An 18,025-nucleotide genomic window follows, 5' to 3' on the forward strand; every position below is an offset into this window, starting at 1 on the left:
AAATTCTATGTTTACTCGATAACCATCTCCGGTATCTCGCCTTCTATAATCAGGTTGCCTTCGGTAGCATTTTTAATGTCTTCAACGGTTACACCCGGTGCACGTTCCAGCAGCTTAAACCCTTCCGGAACGATTTCCATAACGGCAAGCTCGGTTACTACCTTTTTAACGCAGCCCACACCTGTAAGCGGTAGCGAACAGCGTTTTAACAGCTTGCTTTCGCCTGCTTTGTTAACGTGCATCATGGCCACAATAATGTTCTCTGCGCTGGCTACAAGGTCCATAGCACCACCCATGCCTTTTACCATTTTACCCGGAATTTTCCAGTTGGCAATATCGCCGTTCTCGGCTACTTCCATAGCACCAAGTATGGTAAGGTCTACGTGCTGCCCGCGGATCATGCCAAAGCTGGTAGCGCTGTCAAAAAATGATGCCCCCGGCAGCGTGGTTATGGTTTGCTTACCGGCATTTATCACATCGGCATCTTCCTCTCCCTCAAATGGGAAAGGCCCCATACCCAGCACGCCGTTTTCGCTCTGGAATTCAACACTTATATCATCCCTGACATAGTTGGCTACCAATGTGGGTATGCCAATGCCCAGGTTTACAAAATAGCCATCTTTAACTTCTTTGGCTATACGTTTTGCTATATCTTCTTTACCTAATGCCATGTTTTTGATTTGTTGATGTGGTAATCCGGTTATTTGGGGTTGCCTCCAAATTAACACATTACCGAATTAACGAATTACCTTTTTCTAACCGTACGTTGTTCGATTCTTTTCTCATAGTGCTCCCCCTGAAAAATCCTTTTCACAAAAATACCGGGTACGTGTATATGGTTCGGGTCGAGCGTACCGGCGGGTACAAGCTCCTCAACCTCAGCCACGGTAATGGTAGCAGCACCGGCCATAACAGCATTAAAGTTCTTTGCCGTGCCCTTAAAAATAAGGTTACCGGCCTCATCGCCTTTCCATGCTTTTACAATGGCAAAATCAGCCTTGTAGGCTTCTTCCATAATGTGCATTTTGCCGTTAAACTCTCGCGCTTCCTTGCCTTCGGCTATTTCGGTACCATAACCGGCAGGGGTAAAAAACGCAGGGATACCCGCCTGTGCAGCGCGGCATTTCTCGGCCAGGGTGCCCTGCGGGGTAAGCTCTACCTCAAGCTCGCCGCTTAGCATCTGGCGTTCAAACTCGGCGTTTTCGCCCACGTAGCTCGATATCATTTTATCTATCTGGCGCTTTTGCAGCAGCAGGCCAAGGCCAAAATCATCTACCCCGGCGTTGTTGCTAATGCAGGTAAGGCCCTTTGTGCCCTTGCGCACCAGTTCGGCTATGCTGTTTTCAGGGATGCCGCAAAGGCCAAAGCCCCCCAGCATAATGGTCATGCCATTGGCCACGCCCTGCAGTGCCTCTTCAACATTTTGCACTTTTTTATTAATCATACAAATATTTTTAGATTTGGTGCATAAATATATAAAAAAACACCTTCGGTTGAAGGTGTTTTTTGTGAAATATAGAACATATATTAAAACTCATCTGTAGGCAGCGCCGTGCTGTCTTTTGCAATGGTATCGTTAACCGGCGGCTTCCAGCAGTCTACCTTTATAGAAAGGTTTGCCGGGCGCTCAAACGGCTTTTCAGATACTTTGTATACCATTTGGTCGTCATCATAAATCTTGCGCATATAAATACCCCAAATAGGCAGTGCCATAGTGGCACCCTGGCCGTAAATAAGCCCCTTAAAATGCGCCGAACGGTCTTCGTTACCTACCCACACACCCGTACACAGGTTTGGCACCATACCCACAAACCAGCCGTCTGATTGGTTTTGGGTAGTACCCGTTTTACCGGCAATAGGGTTAATAATTTTATACGGATAGCCCGTCATACGGTTATAGCCCGTACCGCCACCGCCGCCCCACTTAAGGCGCGCGCCGCTACCGGTTTCGGTAACGCCTTCCAGCAGTTTTATAACAGCATAAGCAATTTCTTTATTTACCACCTCGTGGGTTTCCACCTTTGGCTCATAAAGGGTTACGCCGTTTTTATCGGTTATTTTGCTTATAAGGCGTGGTTTGATGTACACACCCTGGTTGGCAAATGTGCTGTAAGCCGCCACCATATCGCTCACGGTAATTTCTACCGCACCAAGGGCAATGGCAGGCTGCTCGGGTATTTTGCTTGACACACCCAGGTTCTTGGCCATATCTACCACCGCCTTGGGGCCTACTTTATCTATAAGCTTAGCCGATACCGTGTTGATAGACCCTGCAAGTGCCTGCTTAAGCGTAACGGCACCCCTAAACTGGTTGTTAGAGTTTTGCGGGTTCCACGGGGCGTCTATACCATACTTGCCCTGCGGCATATAAAAAGGCTCATCTATAATAGTATCGCACGGCGACATATGCAGCTGCTCTATAGCCGTGGCATATACAAACGGCTTAAAGGTAGAGCCTACCTGGCGTGCGCCCTGCCCTACGTGGTCATACTGAAAGTGCTTGTAGTTTATACCACCCACCCAGGCCTTAACCTCGCCGGTTTGCGGCACCATACTCATCATACCGCTTTGCAGGAAGTGCTTGTAGTAGCGAATTGAGTCAAGCGGGGTCATTACCGTATCTTTCTCGCCTTTCCAGGTAAAAATGGTCATATCGGTCTTAACCTTAAACGACGCTTTTATCTGTTCTTCGCTCTTGTCATCGTTTTTCATTATCCTCCAGCGCTCGCTGTTTTTCATGGCGCGCTCCAGTATGCGGTCTGTCTCTGCCTGGCTTATGTTTACAAACGGGGCATTTTTATTGGTTTTCTGCTGTATGTTAAACTCCTCCTGCAGGTTAGCCAGGTGCGATTCTACCGCTTCTTCGGCATAAGCCTGCATCCTTGCATCTATGGTAACATATATTTTAAGGCCGTCGCGGTAAATATCATATTGTTCACCGTCCTTACTTGGGTTGTCTTTAACCCATTTGTCCATAAAGCCGCGCAGGTATTCCCTAAAATAGGTAGCAATACCCTCTTTGTGGCTTTCGGGCTTGTAGTTTGTTTTAATCTCAGGCCCAACAAGCTTATTTTTTTCGGCCTCGCTTAGCTTGCCGTTCTTAACCATCTGGCCCAACACCACGTTACGGCGGTCATAAATAAGCTTCCTGCGTTTTTCGCTGGTGCTTACCGGGTTATATAACGATGGATTTTTAAGCATGCCCACAATAACGGCCGCTTCTTCTACCTTAAGGTTTTTAGGCTCCTTGCCAAAATATGTTTTTGATGCCGAACGTATACCCACAGCGTTGCGGGTAAAGTCTACCGTATTAAGGTACATGGCAATAATCTCATCTTTAGTATACTGCCTCTCAAGCTTGGTAGATATAATCCACTCTTTAGCCTTTTGCACCACCGCCATAATAGGGTTTCTTGAACGCTTATGGAAAAGGTTCTTGGCCAGCTGCTGTGTTATGGTACTGGCACCACCACTGCTGCCCAGGGTAAATATTGCCCTTAGCGTTCCTCTTGCATCTATACCGCTGTGCTCATAAAAACGCTCATCTTCGGTAGCAACCAATGCGTCTACAAGATTTTGAGGCAGGTCGGCAAACTTAACCGGCGTGCGGTTTTCCAGGTAAAATTTACCCAGTGTTTGGCCGTCGCTGCTAATAATTTCGGTAGCTACATTATAACTCGGGTCTTCAAGCTGCTTAAAGTCTGGCATGTGGCCAAAAACGCCCCACGATGCCAGCAAAAAGAACAAAATAATGCCCAGGAAGCCAAAGCCAAAAATCTTCCAGAAATTTTTTACGTAGCGTTTAAAATCGTCTGCTTCGCTGCTTTGTTTTTTAACTGTTGCCATAACTGTTTATTCTGCTTTTTCTATTCGCAATCCTACTTCTGTAACACCCTCAAGCTCCTGCACGCCCGGTATTTTACCGTTTTCGCGCACGGCCTGCTGTATGCTGAATTTATAGTTGCCCGCCTTGGGGAAACGCACGCGCTCTTTATACCACAGGCTGCTTTCTTTTATGCTGCCAAAGCCATCGCCCATAAGCGTGCCATCGGGGTTTGCCATTTTATACTCCAGTGTATCTACCTTGGCAATATTAGTGCCCGGCTGGCTCATCTTTACAATAAGAAAAATGTTGCTGTAGGCATACTCGTTGCTGTTGCGCATGGTTACATACAGGTTGTAACGGCCTGTAGTATCTTTTTGATCTACATTAAACGCTACAATACTGTCTTTATTCCATTTACCGTCAAACGATTTGTACTCGTCAAAAAAACGGTCTTTATCGCAAGAGGCTAAAAGCAGTGCAAGCCCCACGGCCACCAGGCTATTCTTGAGTAGGTGCATTATTATCGTTAGGTTTATTCCTGTTTCGGTTTCTGTTGCGGTTATTTTTTTTCTTAGGGTTTGCAGCACCTTCGGGCCTTTCGCCTCCCTGTTGTGCTTCATTTTGCTGCGGTTTGGCCTCGCCTTTCGGCTGATTGTTACGCTGTGGCCTGTCCTGCCTTTCGGGCCTTGGTTCGCCGCCTTTGCCTTCGGGGTTGCGTTGCGGCCTGTTGTCCTGCCTTGGCTCCCTTGGCTCGCCTTTCGGCTGGTTGTTGCGTTGCGGCCTGTCTTGCCTTTCAGGCCTTGGCTCCCTTACGGCAGCGCCATCCTGTTGTTTGGCCTCCGGCTTAGGGCCGTTTTGCCTTTGCCTGTTGCGGTCGCCCCTGTCGTTACCATTGCGGTCATTACGTTTCCTGTCGCCGCCGCCCGCAGGCGTGCCTTCTGTGGCAACAGCTTCCCTGTCGCCGCCTTTTTTGCCACCACGTTTCTTGTTGCGTTTTTTAGGCGCATCAAAACGGGTAAGGCTATCCTGCCCAACGGCATTCTGGAAGGTTTTCTCTACGTTTTCCTCAGCTTCAACGGCATAATCCTCTAACGCAGAAATACGTTCTTTCTGTTTGTTAAGGGCAACAATTTCTTTTACCTGGTCTACTTCAAGCACATGCCAGTGGGCCATGTTATCAAAGTAGGCAAACCACATAAGTCCCTTAAATATATCTACCTTTTGGCACACGGCATCGCCCTTTTCGGTATACAGCTTGGTATCCATATCTGGGAAACCCTTAAGCGCATCAAGGTAGGTATCAAGCTCATAGTTAAGGCAGCATTTAAGCTTACCACACTGGCCTGCAAGTTTTTGCGGGTTTAGCGAAAGCTGCTGGTAGCGTGCCGCACTGGTGTTTACGCTCCTAAAATCGGTAAGCCAGGTGCTGCAGCACAGCTCGCGGCCGCAAGAACCTATACCGCCCAGGCGCGATGCCTCCTGGCGGAAGCCCACCTGCTTCATTTCGATACGTATGCTAAACTCGCGCGCAAAATCTTTAATAAGCTGGCGGAAGTCTACCCTGTCATTAGCCGTGTAGTAAAACGTGGCTTTAGATGCATCGCCCTGAAACTCAATGTCAGATATTTTCATTTCAAGGTTAAGGCGAATAGCAATTTCACGCGCTACTACCTTCATGGGCTCTTCGCGGTTGCGCGCGGTGCTCCAAATATCTATGTCTTTTTGAGATGCCTTTCGGTAAATCTTAAGTATTTCGGGTGTGTCTTTAACGTGTTTCTTTTTCATTTGCACCTTTACCAGTTCTCCGGTAAGGGTTACAATGCCAATGTCGTGGCCCGGCGAGGCTTCGGTAGCCACAATATCGCCTATGCTAAGGGTTAGTTTATCGCTGTTACGAAAAAACTCTTTCCGCCCGTTTTTAAACCTTACCTCCACACAGTCAAACGCTTCCTGGCCGCCGGGGAGGCTCATGTTGCTAAGCCAGTCAAAAACCGTTAATTTATTGCAGCTGTCGGTGCCGCAGGTGCCGTTATTTTTACATCCTCTCGGGGTTCCGTCCTTAGACCCCGTAGAACAGTTTGTACATGCCATAAGTTATATATAGATCGTGGGCAAGCCACTACGATTCGTGTTAGTTAGTAAAACGTTTTTGTGGGTAAAGATAGTATTTTTTTTGGGAGTACAGGGTTTTTTGGCATTTGCGGCGATTTGGCTTCTGTTTGTGGGTGAATATTTTTTGCCACAGATTTGAATGATTAGCAAAGATTATTTTATTTCACAAAGTTTCGCAAAGAAGGCACAAAGAACCGCAAAGTTTAAGCTTGACGATTAGTAAAGTCTTTGTGAAACTTTGTGCCTTCTTTGCGGTTCTTTGCGTAATAGCCTGCAAACTGCCATCTGCTACCTGACCACTATAAACTTCCTTCCCACTCGGCATAAAACTGGGCTAAAAAGCTTTCCATGTAGGCATGGCGGCCTTCGGCAATTTTGCGGCCTGTGGCAGTGTTCATGCGGTCTTTTAAAAGCAGCAGCTTTTCATAAAAGTGGTTTAGGGTAGGCGATACCGATGTTTTGTATTGCTCCTTGTCCATATTAAGTACAGGGGCAATATCCGGGTCGTAAAGCGGACGGTTTTTAAACCCGCCGTAGTTAAAAGTGCGTGCAATGCCTATGGCGCCCAGGGCATCAAGGCGGTCGGCATCCTGCACAATATCAAGCTCAATGCTGGTGAATTTCTTCTCAAAATTACCGCCTTTAAACGATATGTTTTCAATAATGGCCACTACGTGTACAATGGTTTCCTCATCTACATTGTGGCTTTCTAAAAAATTACGTGCCACTTTAGGCCCCACGGTTTCATCGCCACCGTGAAACTTGCTGTCGGCCACATCGTGCAGCAGCGCACCCAGCTGTACTACAAGCAGGTTGCAGTCCTCGCCCTGTGCTATGTTCAGCGCATTGTTATACACCCGCTGAATGTGGAACCAGTCGTGCCCGCCCTCGGCATCTTTAAGCTGTTCTTTTACAAAATGCATGGTGTGGTGCACAAGTGCTGCGTTGCTCATAATGGTAATTTTTAGGCAAAGGTAGGGTTTTGTCAGTATTCAGTGGTCAGGTAGCAGATGGCAGATGGCATTTTGCAGGCTATTACACAAAGAATCGCAAAGAAGGCACAAAGTTTCACAAAGACTTTACTAATCGTCAAGCTTAAACTTTGCGTGCCTTTGCGCCTTCTTTGCGCACCTTTGTGATACACCTGCAAAAGCCTTACAGTATAGCTTTTTAAATAAAAATTGCTTATGTTTGTTACAAACCCGCAATAAAAACCACCATGCTTCGCACTATTATAACAGCCTGCCTTTTATTTATAAGCGCTTTACCCCTGTTTGCACAAACGGTAAAAATGCCTCCGTATTTACAAAAAGGCGATACCGTTGCCATTGTGGCTACGGCGCGCAAGGTGGCAGGAGAATCGTTAGACCCGGCTGTGGCGCTGCTTAAAGGCTGGGGGCTGCACGTGGTGCTGGGCAAAACCATAGGCAAGGAAGACCACCAGCTGGCCGGGGCCGACTGGCAGCGTGCCACTGACTTTCAGGAAATGATGGATAACCCATCCATAAAAGCAATATGGTGCGCCAAGGGTGGTTATGGCACCGTGCGCATGATAGACCGCCTTAACTTTACTAAATTTAAACAACACCCCAAGTGGATTATTGGCTTTAGCGATGCCACCGTATTGCACAGCCACCTTAATAACCTTGACATTGCCACCATACATGGCATTGTAGCCATTAGCGTGGCCCGCGCCACCCCTGAAGCCATAGATAGTTTTAAGAAAGCTCTTTTTGGCGATAAGATAAGCTATAACCTGCCCGCCCACGCCTATAATAAGGAAGGTAAGGCAACGGGCGAGCTTATAGGCGGCAACCTTTCGGTACTGTACAGCATAATGGGTTCTGCCAGCGAGGCCGATTATAAAAACAAGATTATTTTTATTGAAGACCTCGACGAATACTTGTACCACATAGACCGCATGATGTTTAACCTGAAACGCAACGGCTATTTTAAAGAGGTTAAAGGCATAATCATTGGCGGCATGACCAAAATGAAGGATAACGATGTGCCCTGGGGCCATGATGCCCTGCAAATAGTGCAGGATATTACCAAAGAATACAACATACCCATTTGCTTTAACTTCCCCGCGGGGCACATACAGGATAACCGCGCACTAATAATGGGCGGCCAGGTTACGCTCGATGTAACTGCCGAAGGCACTAAAATATCCTTTAACTAATGGCCGAGCATAATGAGCTGGGCAAAGAGGGCGAAAAACAGGCAGCTGACTTCCTTGCAAAAGCAGGCTATACCATTTTGCAAACCAATTATGTGTATGACAAGGCCGAGATAGACATCCTGGCGCAAAAAGCAAATGTACTGGCCGTTGTAGAAGTTAAAACCCGCACCACGCTTGATTTTGGCCTTCCGCAGGAATTTGTTAAACCTGCCAAAATTAAACTTATGGTTAAGGCTGTTAACGAGTACATTATTGAAAACGACCTTGATGTTGAGGCCCGTTTTGATATTATTGCGGTACACAAATCACGAAACGGATGGGAAATTGAGCATTTAACAGATGCTTTTTATTATTTTTAGGTTGTTAAATATATAACAAATTGTTTTATTATATATATTTGTTGCGACTAAACAACAACTTACACAACTGATTTACAATGAAAACCATTTCGTCTGTAGTAGAACACTACATTAAGACAAAGCCATTCTTATTGAGTGCGCTTTCCCAGGGCATTATTAACCTAACATCCCTTGCGCGCAACATGATGCCCGAACTGGAACAGGAACTGGGCAAAGACATTAAGCAGGGCGCCGTGGTTATGTCATTAAAAAGACTTAGCGAAGACCTCGACTTCCGCGTTAACCACAAGATTGTAAAGGTACTAAAAGGCATTGGCGAAATTACCGTGCGTTCCTCTTTAACGGATTACACCTTTGCCGTAAGCGACACCATTTTAAGCAAGCAGGCAGAACTTATCCAGAACATTAACGCCAACCCCGAGGTATTTTATACATCATCGCGCGGTGTTAACGAAACTAATATTGTGGTAAGCTCGAGCATGAGCCATGTGGTAGACCGCCTTTTTCATGATGAAAAACAAATTGAGCGTACAGACAGCCTTGCCTCTATTACCGTAAAGCTGCCAAAAGACAACATTACCACCCCGGGCGTGTACTACTACATTTTCCAGAGGCTGGCATGGGAAGGCATTATTATTAACGAAGTTATTTCTACCTCTTATGAGTTTACCATACTGGTTAGCGAGCAGGAAGTAGACCTTGCCTTTAAGGTTATAAAAGACCTTAAAAGCCTTTAATTCAGCTTCATAAAATGAAAAGAATAATACTATTTGTGGCGCTTTTTTGCGCCACAGTTTTTTATGGGCAGCACAGGGTGGCTAACCACGTAAACAGCCTTACTGAAGCCAACACCCCGTTTAAGCACTATACACCATTAGCGGTTAGCAACAGCATAAACAAAGGCAACAGCGCCAAGGCCGTAGAAAATGCCACTTATGCAAAACTAAACCCCGCCACAACGCGCGAGGTTACCCGCCTGCAGCCCGAAGCCATTTTGCTGGATATTCCGTATGGTAATGAAGTAATACACCTGCAACTGTACAGGGTTAACCTACTGGCCGATGGTTTTCATATACAAAACAACAAGGGCGAGCCATTGCCTTACACACCCGGCGCACACTACCGCGGCATTATAGCCGGCGATGAAACCTCGCTGGTATCGTTTAACTTCTTCAATAAGGAAGTTAGCGGTATTATTTCGGGTAGTGAGTACGGCAACCTTGTGGTGGGCAGGCTGCAAACCGAGGGTAATTTTTCAGATTATATTATTTACCGCGATGCCACCCTAAACCTTAACACCACATTTACCTGCGGCGTTACCGATATGACTGCCGTACAGCCGCAGCATAACTTTGGCAAAACCATGCAAACGCAAAGCGAAAACTGCGTTACCGTATATTTTGAAATAGATTATGACCTGTACCTGGCAAACAGCGGCAGCGTTCAGCTTACCAACAACTGGCTATCGGCAGTATTTAACAACACACAAACCCTGTTTGATAATGATGGTATTACCGTAGCCATTAAATCGGTTTATGTATGGACGGAGCAGGACCCTTATGTGGGCGAAGACTCGTCTGACTACCTGTTTCAGTTTTACCAGCTGCGCCCTTATTTTGATGGCGATGTAGGCCAGCTCCTGGGGCTTGACCCCATAGGCAAAGGCGGCGTGGCGCTGGGCACGCAGGGTTTGTGTACCGATACTAATGTAAGCTACGGCAACATCTTTTTAGAGTATGAAGATGTGCCTGTATATTCTAATACCGTAGAGGTAGTAACCCACGAGCTGGGCCACCTTTTTGGCTCGCCCCACACCCACGGCTGCTACTGGAACGGCAACAACACGGCCATAGACGGTTGTGGCACATCGGTAGGCTATGTAGAGGGCGATTGCGAAATTGGCCCCATACCTTATGATACCGGCGGTACTATAATGAGCTACTGCCACCTTGTAGAGGGCGCGCTTACCAATTTTGCAAACGGCTTTGGCCCTCAGCCCGCACAGCGCATTCTTGATTATGTAGAATCGTCAACCTGCCTTAGCAGCGATTGTATAAACACCTGTATAAATGCCGTGGTAGCGTTTGATGTTTCGCAAACCACCCAAAACAGCATTACCGTATCGTGGACTGATGCCGGTACCAGCACCGTATGGGAAGTAGGCTATGCAAGCGTAAACAACAACGTTATCAATTGGAATGAAGTTACTACAAACTCGTTTACATTTTATGAACTACAGCCCAACACCTACTATAAGTTTGCCGTAAGGCCGTTGTGCGAAACCCAGACCGCCCCTGCGCGCGAGGTTATTGTAGCCACAAGTGCAGACTGGTGCAGTGGCGCTGCGTTTACCGATACTTCGGTTAACGGCAACTACCCTAACAACCAGTACTTGCTGCGCACCATTAAGCCCGAAAACCCTAACGACACCTACACTGTTAGCTTTGAAATGTTTGACACCGAGGAAGACTACGACTTTATGTATGTGTATGACGGAGCCGATACCAACGCCCCGCTGCTTGGCGCTTTTGACGGCACTACCCTGCCCGGGCCGTTTACCTCTACCGCGGCAGACGGTTCGCTCACATTTGAGTTTATATCAGATAATTTTGTAACCGGCGCAGGCTGGAATGCCACTGTATCGTGCCTGCTGGATACTAAAAACAGTACCTTCAACAGCCTTAAGTACTACCCTAACCCGGCGCAGGGCATTGTAACCATAACCACGCCCGATGGTATAACCGGTATAACCGTTTACAACATTGCCGGCCAGCTGCTGCTGGATAAAACCACAGACAGCACCACCGAAACTACCGCAGATATAAGCGCATTTTCAAACGGTGTGTATTTCTTTAAAGTAACAAACGGCACCAAACAGTCTACTTTCAGGATTGTGAAAGAGTAAGCTGTAAAGCCTTATAATTATACAAAAGAGGAATCCTTTTATCGGGATTCCTCTTTTGTATAATTAAATACGCTAAGGCCTGTTTTGCTGCACATACTCCTCAACGGGCATACCGTTAATAATAACGCGTTTTAAAACAGCATTGCCGTCTTTTACGGCTACTTCGCCATAAGCGGGCAGGGCTTTGGTATTGTCGCGCAAATACTCGGCATACAGCAGTTCGGCTTCAGGGGCTTTGCTTTCTTCCATGTAATAACGGTCAAAAGGCAGCTCAAGGTTCAGCGTCTTAAAATACTTGTAGTAGCTCCACTTATCTACCTTAATGTAGTCGCCGCTTTTGGGCACGGTAAACGTTACGTTTTTAATTTTCGCAAAGCCATCTGCATCTTTACCCAACAGGGCATATACGGCCTCTCCCTCATCATAAAAATTGGCTATGGCAAAGGTGTCGGCCACAAAATTAAGGGTAATATACCGCCCGCGGAACGGGTCGGCCGGGTCTACCGGCTCAGCTCTAAATTTATACACGATGCCTTCGGTTTCAACAATATGATTGCTGTATACCATACGCGCGGGGATAAACAATTGTGCCAGGGCAGTTACAGCAAAGGCTATCAGGGCATATTTAGTTTTCATTGTGGATAGTGTTTAGGGTTTGTGTCTTTTTACGTTTTGCAAGGATAAGGTTAGCTACAAAGAAGCCCGTACCCACCACAAGAAACATCAGGCCGCGCAGTGCAAAGCTAATTTCGAGGTCAAAAAAGCGGCAGGCAACCAGTATTGCCAGCAGCCCAAGCCCCAGGTTTAGCGTACCAAAATTATACTGCGCAATACCCCTGTTTATGGTAACAACACTCAGTATCAGCAACAGTACGTTACATAAAATAGCAGGCAGCGCATGGTGTATGAGCACTGATAAATAGATTGCAGGAAACAGCACCGTTATCCAGCTAACCATGTCGGGTTTTTGGCCCTTTTGCCATGCTGCGCCCGCTGCCACAACCGCTGCTACAAACAGTATACCCCACACTATGAGCGACCTGTCTCCGGCAATGCCGTCATACAACGCCACCTCCCATACCAGGTGGAACGAGCCTGTAAACAGCACGGTAACAATACTCAGCAGCCCTACCGTGCGGTAACCGTAAGCAGCCCGTGGGTTTTTAGCCAGTACAGGCAGGCGGCCTGCGTTATACAACAGGCAACCCATAACCATGTACAGGGCAAGGTAAAACAGCGTTATGCCTTCGGCAAAAGTATTTAGCACCACCATAAGGCTCAGCGGCAGTGCCCACCCAAAGAAGTTCACAAAATTGCTGTCGGGCTGTTTTTTGTAAGATGTTATATAGTACGGCAGTACAAGGCCCACCAACACCATGTACATGTACGGAATATTGTGACTGCCGTAAGGCCCTGAACCCGTGTACCATGTGGCAAATAATATGGTGAGCAGTGCACACATTTGCGAATCGAGCACATACACCAGCGGCAGGCACAGCAACGTCCACGTGCATAAAAATGTGGGCATATCGCCCGGCAGGTTGTATATCTGTGCTACAAGGCTTATGGCCGCCCCAACTGAAAAGAACAGTAGCGTGGCGGCAGATTCTTTAAATGCAGGGCCTTTCTTTTTAATGATGCACCACGCGGCAAACGCCTGCGAAAGTACCAGCGGCAAAAATGCCAGCCCGGTTTTTACGGGTTTGGTAAAAGCATCCCAGTTATGGGCAAAGATGAGTATAATGCCCAGCCCGGCCAGGGCGCTGCCCGCAATGCCAAAAATGGTAAGCAGCAGGTTGCCCGCAGGCTGTTTTTTGGAATCGTAATAGCGCTCGATATCCCGGGCGGTAGTGAGGCTGATAACGTTGTGCGCCAGCAGCTCGGCAAGGTCTTTTTTTAGCGGCATAATAAATTGATTATAATTGATTTGACTATATTATTTTCTAACAAGCAGATCGCCTGAGATATACATAAAATTTTCAGTTTCAATGGTGGAGGCCACATACGGTTTTATCCACTCTTTATAAAACCTGTATTCCAGCGTTTTTAAATCTACAACCATAGTTTTATATCCCTCAGCATACATCCGCACCAAATAATATTTATCTGATATATAAACCTCTGAATTTATTTCCCGTATGTGGAAACGCTTTTTCTTATCCAATGCAGATGTACCGCATTGTACTTCAAAAAGCAGTTGCTCTGTACCGTCTTTACCTGTTGCATAAATACTGCATTCTTCATAGCTGCGGTTACCTATAAGGAGGCGATTATTATACAGTCGTCGTTCAAATTCAAGGTTTGCATAAATGGTATCGGTGGTTTGCAGCCTGTGTTCATCATCACTATAAACAGGTGTTATTGCACCGGTAGCCAGGTCAACCTTTTTAAACAGCCAGTTTTCCACCGTTTTATCATAAGCGGTATAGTAAATAGTGTTGTGTGTACCCGGGTAAAACCTCCACGATTGTTCTGTAAAGTTGTATACGGTTGTCAGGCTTCCATTGGTTACATCCAGCTTAACCAACGCGCACCGGTTTGGAGAACCTTCCTGAAATGTGTAGGCCACATCTTTTACCAAATACAGCGCCTTAGAATCAACACTCCACTGAAAATCTTTGCACCAAAAGGTATCAGGACGCCGGTCTAACACACTTTTGCCTACATTTTTTATCCGGCATATTGTATTACCGAGAGAATCAATTACATTAAGACCCGTTTTATGATGAATAACAACATACCGGGAATCCGGCGATACAGAAACTTCGCCATTATAATACCGCTCACTTATTTCTCCCTGCCAAATAGGGTTGTTCAGGTTAATTTCACCATGTGGTGTATAGTATAATTTATCCTCCACATAGTAATACACCGGCTTATTTATATGAACTTCCAGGCCGGTAGTGGGGTTAGCATTTATTATTTCCTGCGCATTGCCAAAATATAGGGGCAACACCACCACCAGTAACACATAAAACAGGTTACCGGCACTATTAAAACTTAGGTTATCCATAGTCGTAAAACGTAAGGTTTCAATAAAAAAAGCCCGCAGCAGCTGAGGAAAGGCTGCCACGGGCAATCCGCTAAGCGTTTATATTGTCAAATTGCTTGGTGTCGCGGGTGTTTTTCTGCACGGCTATGGCGGCAAATATGCTCAGCACGAAAGACATGCCAAAGAAGCCCTTTTCGCTCAGCAGCAGGTCGGCATTCCACAAGCCTATTACCAGCAGCACTATACTGGCTATGGTGGTAAACCAGCTCAGGCCGTAGTATATCTCGGTTACGGGTATGCCCTCCATTTTGTCGCGCACACTTTTTTGTACCGATATTACACTGAATAAGCCAAAGAGCAGTATGGTAAAGTAGTAGCCTTTTTCGTTAAGCAGCATTTCGGCGTTCCAAAGCCCTATGCAAAAGCTTACCATACCTACCAGCAGTGCCGCCCATGAGGCACCTATAAAAGCCCCGGTTGGTTTTTGCGGGCCCGCAGCGGCGGGTTGCCTGGTTTTACGTGTTGCAGTTTCGTTTTCTCTTACTTCAAATGATGGTTTTAGCGGATCCATAATTAAAATTGTTTTGGTTATTATTTCTGATGCAAAGTTGCACCGAATGCACCACCCGTAAAACTCATATTCAACACAAAACTGACAACTTATAAATGATTATTTATTATTTTTGACTGATTAAAAACCTCCACATGAATGGTATAGAAGACATTATACACCTGCTAAAAACTGATGATAAAAAGGCATTTGCATCATACTTACGCAAAAAAGACAAGCGTGGGGAAGGCCGCAGTGTACAGCTGTTCAAAATAATAGAAACTGACGATATAAATACTTTAAAAAAATTATATCCGGGCGAAAATAATGATGCTTACCACGCCCTGCGCAAGCGTTTGTATGATAATTTGGTTGAATTTATGGCCAACCAAACCTTTACCACCAGCACCGCCGAAGCCCATGAGGTACTGCGCCTGCTGGTAGTAAGCCGCTTTTTTTTGGAGCACAGGCTTACCAAAACCGCCTTTAAATGCCTGGCTAAGGCCGAAGCAAGGGCCATACCGCTGGAGCAATTTAGCCTGCTGAATGAAATTTACCATACTCAGATACAATATGCCCACCTTAACCCGGCGCTTGACCTTGATGGCGTAATAGCAAAATTCCGCACCAACCGCGAGCGCCTGTATCGCGAAGAGCAACTCAATACCGGCTATGCCCTGCTGCGCCGCGAGCTGCACGACATTCAGCTAAAAGGCAAGGTGGTCGATTTCAGGGAGTTTATACAGGGCACTATGAACAGTTTGGGCATATCGCTCAACGAGGCGCTTACATTTAAGTCGCTGTACCAAATACTGTTCATAGCCAACGAATATGCCTCGCTCAACCACAACTTTACCCTTGTAGAGCCTTTTGTTGAGAAAAGCTATGCCTTTATCCAAAACCGTGCAGACGAAGCCCCCGGCCAGCTGTATTACCATATTTATGTGTTGTACTTTCTTGCCAACATTAACCTGCGCAACCACCGCTTTGCCGAAAGTAACATCTGGCTAAACCGCATGGAGGCCGAAATGCAAAAGCAAAACAGCAGGTACTACAGCCGTTTCACGCTGCGCCACCAGCTGCTGCGGGCGCTTAACGCCAACTTTAGCGGTAACCCACAGCAAGCTATTGATAGCGCCGAAAAAGCCCTTAAAAACGCTTCCCACAAAGCCGATGCGCAGGATGTGGCCGACCTTACCGCCTGCCTGGCCATGTTTTGGGTACAGCAGGAAGACCGCGCTGCCTATAAGTATATGAAGCTGCTGCACCGCACCGATGCCTGGTACGAAAAAAAGCTGGGCATGCTGTGGGCCATCCGCAAAAATTTACTTGAAATACTCATGTATGCAGGCTTCGGCGAAAGCGAAATGGCCCTTTCAAGGCTTAAAAGCTTTAAGCGCCGCTACAAAAAATACCTTGCCCAGGTTAACGAGCAGCGCGTGTATGACTATGCCCTGCTGATTGAACGCTACATCCTGAAGCCCGAAATTGCACAGCATCCCGGCTTTAAAAAGGGTATAGTATCGCTCTTAAACCCTGATGATAAAGAAGATATCTTTGTGGTAAGCTTTGTAGGCTGGCTGCTTGCCCGGGCAGAACGCAGGCCGGTATATGAGGCTACACTCAGGCTGCTATAACCAACCATCACCTCAAGGTTCATAAACCTGATGAATATCATATCTGCCCACACAAAAATGCGTACCTTTAGGTAACTTAAAATTACATGCCCATGGCACTGCAAAAGCCTTTTAACCTGAACAAATGGATTGAAGAAAACCGCCACCTGCTTAAGCCGCCGGTGGGTAATAAAAATATCTATCCGCTTGCAGATGACTACATTGTAATGGTGGTAGCCGGGCCAAACGCCCGTAAAGACTACCATTATAACGAAACCGAAGAGCTTTTTTACCAGCTTGAGGGCAGCATAAAAGTAGTGGTTCAGGATGAGGGTGAACGCAAAGAAATGGAGCTGCATGCCGGTGATATGTACCTGCATCCGGGCAAAGTACCCCACAGCCCCGTGCGCAGCGAGGGTTCTATTGGCCTGGTTATAGAGCGTGTGCGTGCCGGCCGTGGCTTTACCGATGGCCTGCTGTGGTTTTGCGACAACTGCAACCACAAGCTATACGAGGTGTACTTTGAACTTCACAATATTGAAAAAGATTTCCTGCCGCACTTTAAACACTTTTATAATTCAGAAGCGCTTCGCACCTGTACCCAATGCGGCCATGTACTCCCGGCTGATGAACGGTATGTGGCAAAGGAGGAATAGTTTTATAAACACCTTGTATGCAATCCATTAAAAACGTAGAATCGCTGCCCAACGCCCACACGCTTAAGGCAATTTGCAAAGCCATTTCAGTACTGGACGCCATCCTTTCGCCCGAATGGGAGTTTCGCTATTACTCTTACAATTCACATTGGGATGACAATGAAGAATGTATGCATATGCGCAACGGCCAGGGCGATGAAATGCATGTATTATTTACCAGTGAAGGTGTGGTAATAAACGGTTTTGCTCACCAATGCATACAACCACCTAAAGATGAGCTAACAACCGGGCTGCCACCGGCTTTTTCGGAGTTTATTTTTGGAGAGCCCGTTCAATCAATCGGCACCACTTTTTTATTGTGGAAAACCGGGCCTGAACCCTGGTATAAAGCTACTAATGAGCATTGTGACAATTCGGCTGAGATGCTGCAAATATTAGACGGCAAGCCACAAATTTACCTTGAGTGGGCCACCGAATATTTTGAGGGCAGCTATACCGAAAAAGGCCTCCCGCTAAGTACTGTAACACAGATTTATAACGGCGCAACCCTAACCAATGAAATGGTACTTTCCATCAGCAATTCTATAGAAAACTGGCAACAACTCATTGCTGATATGGATGAAATAGGCTACCCGCATACCCTTAGCAACCCCGGCAAAAAAAGCAGCTGGCAATTCTGGAAATAGCGGGTTACGCCTTACCATCAATCAAATCAACAAATTAGCGAACACCAAATCAACCGGTTTGGCATTCTTTTTGTTTACCTTTGCAAAAAATTTATCCAAAAACCCTAAATGGACGACAGTAGTACGTACATAGTATCAACC

Annotated in this window: 17 protein-coding genes; 7 read left to right on the plus strand and 10 right to left on the minus strand. The window is 46.5% G+C overall.

Annotated elements, in window-relative coordinates; genetic code table 11:
• Positions 1 to 11: 11 nt before the first annotated feature.
• The 6 genes from AM279_RS13425 to AM279_RS13450 form a co-directional block, all read right to left on the minus strand.
• On the minus strand, positions 12 to 671 hold the full coding sequence (locus AM279_RS13425; protein WP_054408543.1) for a 3-oxoacid CoA-transferase subunit B: 660 nt from the start codon (positions 669 to 671) through the stop codon (positions 12 to 14).
• Between the two features lie 74 nt (positions 672 to 745).
• A complete protein-coding gene (locus tag AM279_RS13430; protein ID WP_054408544.1) occupies positions 746 to 1,444 on the minus strand; it encodes a CoA transferase subunit A in 699 nt (232 codons plus the stop codon).
• A gap of 83 nt (positions 1,445 to 1,527) precedes the next feature.
• Positions 1,528 to 3,846, minus strand: coding sequence for a penicillin-binding protein 1A (locus AM279_RS13435; RefSeq protein WP_054408545.1), 2,319 nt, complete (start codon positions 3,844 to 3,846; stop codon positions 1,528 to 1,530).
• A 6-nt stretch (positions 3,847 to 3,852) separates the two neighbouring features.
• On the minus strand, positions 3,853 to 4,344 hold the full coding sequence (locus AM279_RS13440; RefSeq protein WP_054408546.1) for a gliding motility lipoprotein GldH: 492 nt from the start codon (positions 4,342 to 4,344) through the stop codon (positions 3,853 to 3,855).
• Positions 4,325 to 5,917, minus strand: coding sequence for a PSP1 domain-containing protein (gene ricT, locus AM279_RS13445; RefSeq protein ID WP_054408547.1), 1,593 nt, complete (start codon positions 5,915 to 5,917; stop codon positions 4,325 to 4,327). The genes AM279_RS13440 and ricT overlap by 20 nt, the downstream gene beginning before the upstream one ends.
• Before the next feature lie 320 nt (positions 5,918 to 6,237).
• Entirely contained in the window at positions 6,238 to 6,891 is a 654-nt protein-coding gene (locus tag AM279_RS13450) for an HD domain-containing protein (RefSeq protein ID WP_054408548.1), read from the minus strand.
• 338 nt (positions 6,892 to 7,229) lie between these two features.
• On the opposite strand from AM279_RS13450, the gene AM279_RS13455 reads away from it, so the two are divergent.
• The 4 genes from AM279_RS13455 to AM279_RS13470 all read left to right on the plus strand — a co-directional run bounded on the left by AM279_RS13455 (position 7,230) and on the right by AM279_RS13470 (position 11,384).
• Positions 7,230 to 8,120, plus strand: coding sequence for a S66 peptidase family protein (locus tag AM279_RS13455; RefSeq protein ID WP_054410336.1), 891 nt, complete (start codon positions 7,230 to 7,232; stop codon positions 8,118 to 8,120).
• A complete protein-coding gene (locus AM279_RS13460) occupies positions 8,120 to 8,479 on the plus strand; it encodes a YraN family protein (protein ID WP_054408549.1) in 360 nt (119 codons plus the stop codon). Before AM279_RS13455 ends, AM279_RS13460 begins: the two co-directional genes overlap by 1 nt.
• 77 nt (positions 8,480 to 8,556) lie before the next feature.
• Positions 8,557 to 9,216 carry an aspartate kinase gene (locus tag AM279_RS13465; protein WP_054408550.1) on the plus strand — a complete coding sequence of 220 codons (660 nt, stop codon included), beginning with the start codon at positions 8,557 to 8,559 and terminating at the stop codon, positions 9,214 to 9,216.
• A 14-nt stretch (positions 9,217 to 9,230) separates the two neighbouring features.
• On the plus strand, positions 9,231 to 11,384 hold the full coding sequence (locus tag AM279_RS13470) for a M12 family metallo-peptidase (protein ID WP_054408551.1): 2,154 nt from the start codon (positions 9,231 to 9,233) through the stop codon (positions 11,382 to 11,384).
• Positions 11,385 to 11,456: 72 nt separating this feature from the next.
• On the opposite strand, the gene AM279_RS13475 is transcribed toward AM279_RS13470, so the two are convergent.
• The 4 genes from AM279_RS13475 to yiaA form a co-directional block, all read right to left on the minus strand.
• Positions 11,457 to 12,020 carry a GDYXXLXY domain-containing protein gene (locus tag AM279_RS13475; protein ID WP_054408552.1) on the minus strand — a complete coding sequence of 188 codons (564 nt, stop codon included), beginning with the start codon at positions 12,018 to 12,020 and terminating at the stop codon, positions 11,457 to 11,459.
• Positions 12,010 to 13,290, minus strand: a complete 1,281-nt coding sequence (locus AM279_RS13480; protein WP_054408553.1) for a DUF2157 domain-containing protein — start codon at positions 13,288 to 13,290, stop codon at positions 12,010 to 12,012. Before AM279_RS13480 ends, AM279_RS13475 begins: the two co-directional genes overlap by 11 nt.
• A 30-nt stretch (positions 13,291 to 13,320) precedes the next feature.
• Positions 13,321 to 14,397: a hypothetical protein gene (locus tag AM279_RS13485; protein WP_054408554.1), complete on the minus strand. Its 1,077-nt coding sequence runs from the start codon at positions 14,395 to 14,397 to the stop codon at positions 13,321 to 13,323.
• A 70-nt stretch (positions 14,398 to 14,467) separates the two neighbouring features.
• Complete coding sequence (yiaA, locus tag AM279_RS13490; RefSeq protein ID WP_054408555.1) at positions 14,468 to 14,947, minus strand: inner membrane protein YiaA; 480 nt, start codon at positions 14,945 to 14,947, stop codon at positions 14,468 to 14,470.
• 134 nt (positions 14,948 to 15,081) lie between these two features.
• On the opposite strand from yiaA, the gene AM279_RS13495 reads away from it, so the two are divergent.
• From AM279_RS13495 to AM279_RS13505, 3 genes are all read left to right on the plus strand, one after another.
• Entirely contained in the window at positions 15,082 to 16,563 is a 1,482-nt protein-coding gene (locus tag AM279_RS13495; protein ID WP_054408556.1) for a hypothetical protein, read from the plus strand.
• 92 nt (positions 16,564 to 16,655) lie between these two features.
• Positions 16,656 to 17,198 carry a 3-hydroxyanthranilate 3,4-dioxygenase gene (locus AM279_RS13500; protein ID WP_054410338.1) on the plus strand — a complete coding sequence of 181 codons (543 nt, stop codon included), beginning with the start codon at positions 16,656 to 16,658 and terminating at the stop codon, positions 17,196 to 17,198.
• A gap of 17 nt (positions 17,199 to 17,215) precedes the next feature.
• The gene (locus AM279_RS13505) at positions 17,216 to 17,884 is read left to right on the plus strand and encodes a hypothetical protein (protein ID WP_054408557.1); all 669 of its coding nucleotides are present in this window, start codon (positions 17,216 to 17,218) and stop codon (positions 17,882 to 17,884) included.
• Positions 17,885 to 18,025 lie beyond the last annotated feature (141 nt).

This window comes from Flavobacterium akiainvivens (assembly GCF_001278115.1).
Lineage (GTDB): Bacteria > Bacteroidota > Bacteroidia > Flavobacteriales > Flavobacteriaceae > Flavobacterium > Flavobacterium akiainvivens.

What these genes read in the sequence shown, in the direction of transcription:
- AM279_RS13500 (WP_054410338.1), top strand. Translation starts at nt 16,656, where the DNA reads ATGGCACTGCAAAAGCCTTTTAACCTGAACAAATGGATTGAAGAAAAC.
- AM279_RS13440 (WP_054408546.1), bottom strand. Translation starts at nt 4,344, where the DNA reads ATGCACCTACTCAAGAATAGCCTGGTGGCCGTGGGGCTTGCACTGCTT.
- AM279_RS13455 (WP_054410336.1), top strand. Translation starts at nt 7,230, where the DNA reads ATGCCTCCGTATTTACAAAAAGGCGATACCGTTGCCATTGTGGCTACG.
- AM279_RS13460 (WP_054408549.1), top strand. Translation starts at nt 8,120, where the DNA reads ATGGCCGAGCATAATGAGCTGGGCAAAGAGGGCGAAAAACAGGCAGCT.
- AM279_RS13435 (WP_054408545.1), bottom strand. Translation starts at nt 3,846, where the DNA reads ATGGCAACAGTTAAAAAACAAAGCAGCGAAGCAGACGATTTTAAACGC.
- AM279_RS13430 (WP_054408544.1), bottom strand. Translation starts at nt 1,444, where the DNA reads ATGATTAATAAAAAAGTGCAAAATGTTGAAGAGGCACTGCAGGGCGTG.
- AM279_RS13465 (WP_054408550.1), top strand. Translation starts at nt 8,557, where the DNA reads ATGAAAACCATTTCGTCTGTAGTAGAACACTACATTAAGACAAAGCCA.
- AM279_RS13485 (WP_054408554.1), bottom strand. Translation starts at nt 14,397, where the DNA reads ATGGATAACCTAAGTTTTAATAGTGCCGGTAACCTGTTTTATGTGTTA.
- AM279_RS13475 (WP_054408552.1), bottom strand. Translation starts at nt 12,020, where the DNA reads ATGAAAACTAAATATGCCCTGATAGCCTTTGCTGTAACTGCCCTGGCA.
- AM279_RS13480 (WP_054408553.1), bottom strand. Translation starts at nt 13,290, where the DNA reads ATGCCGCTAAAAAAAGACCTTGCCGAGCTGCTGGCGCACAACGTTATC.
- AM279_RS13470 (WP_054408551.1), top strand. Translation starts at nt 9,231, where the DNA reads ATGAAAAGAATAATACTATTTGTGGCGCTTTTTTGCGCCACAGTTTTT.
- ricT (WP_054408547.1), bottom strand. Translation starts at nt 5,917, where the DNA reads ATGGCATGTACAAACTGTTCTACGGGGTCTAAGGACGGAACCCCGAGA.
- AM279_RS13450 (WP_054408548.1), bottom strand. Translation starts at nt 6,891, where the DNA reads ATGAGCAACGCAGCACTTGTGCACCACACCATGCATTTTGTAAAAGAA.
- AM279_RS13495 (WP_054408556.1), top strand. Translation starts at nt 15,082, where the DNA reads ATGAATGGTATAGAAGACATTATACACCTGCTAAAAACTGATGATAAA.
- yiaA (WP_054408555.1), bottom strand. Translation starts at nt 14,947, where the DNA reads ATGGATCCGCTAAAACCATCATTTGAAGTAAGAGAAAACGAAACTGCA.
- AM279_RS13505 (WP_054408557.1), top strand. Translation starts at nt 17,216, where the DNA reads ATGCAATCCATTAAAAACGTAGAATCGCTGCCCAACGCCCACACGCTT.
- AM279_RS13425 (WP_054408543.1), bottom strand. Translation starts at nt 671, where the DNA reads ATGGCATTAGGTAAAGAAGATATAGCAAAACGTATAGCCAAAGAAGTT.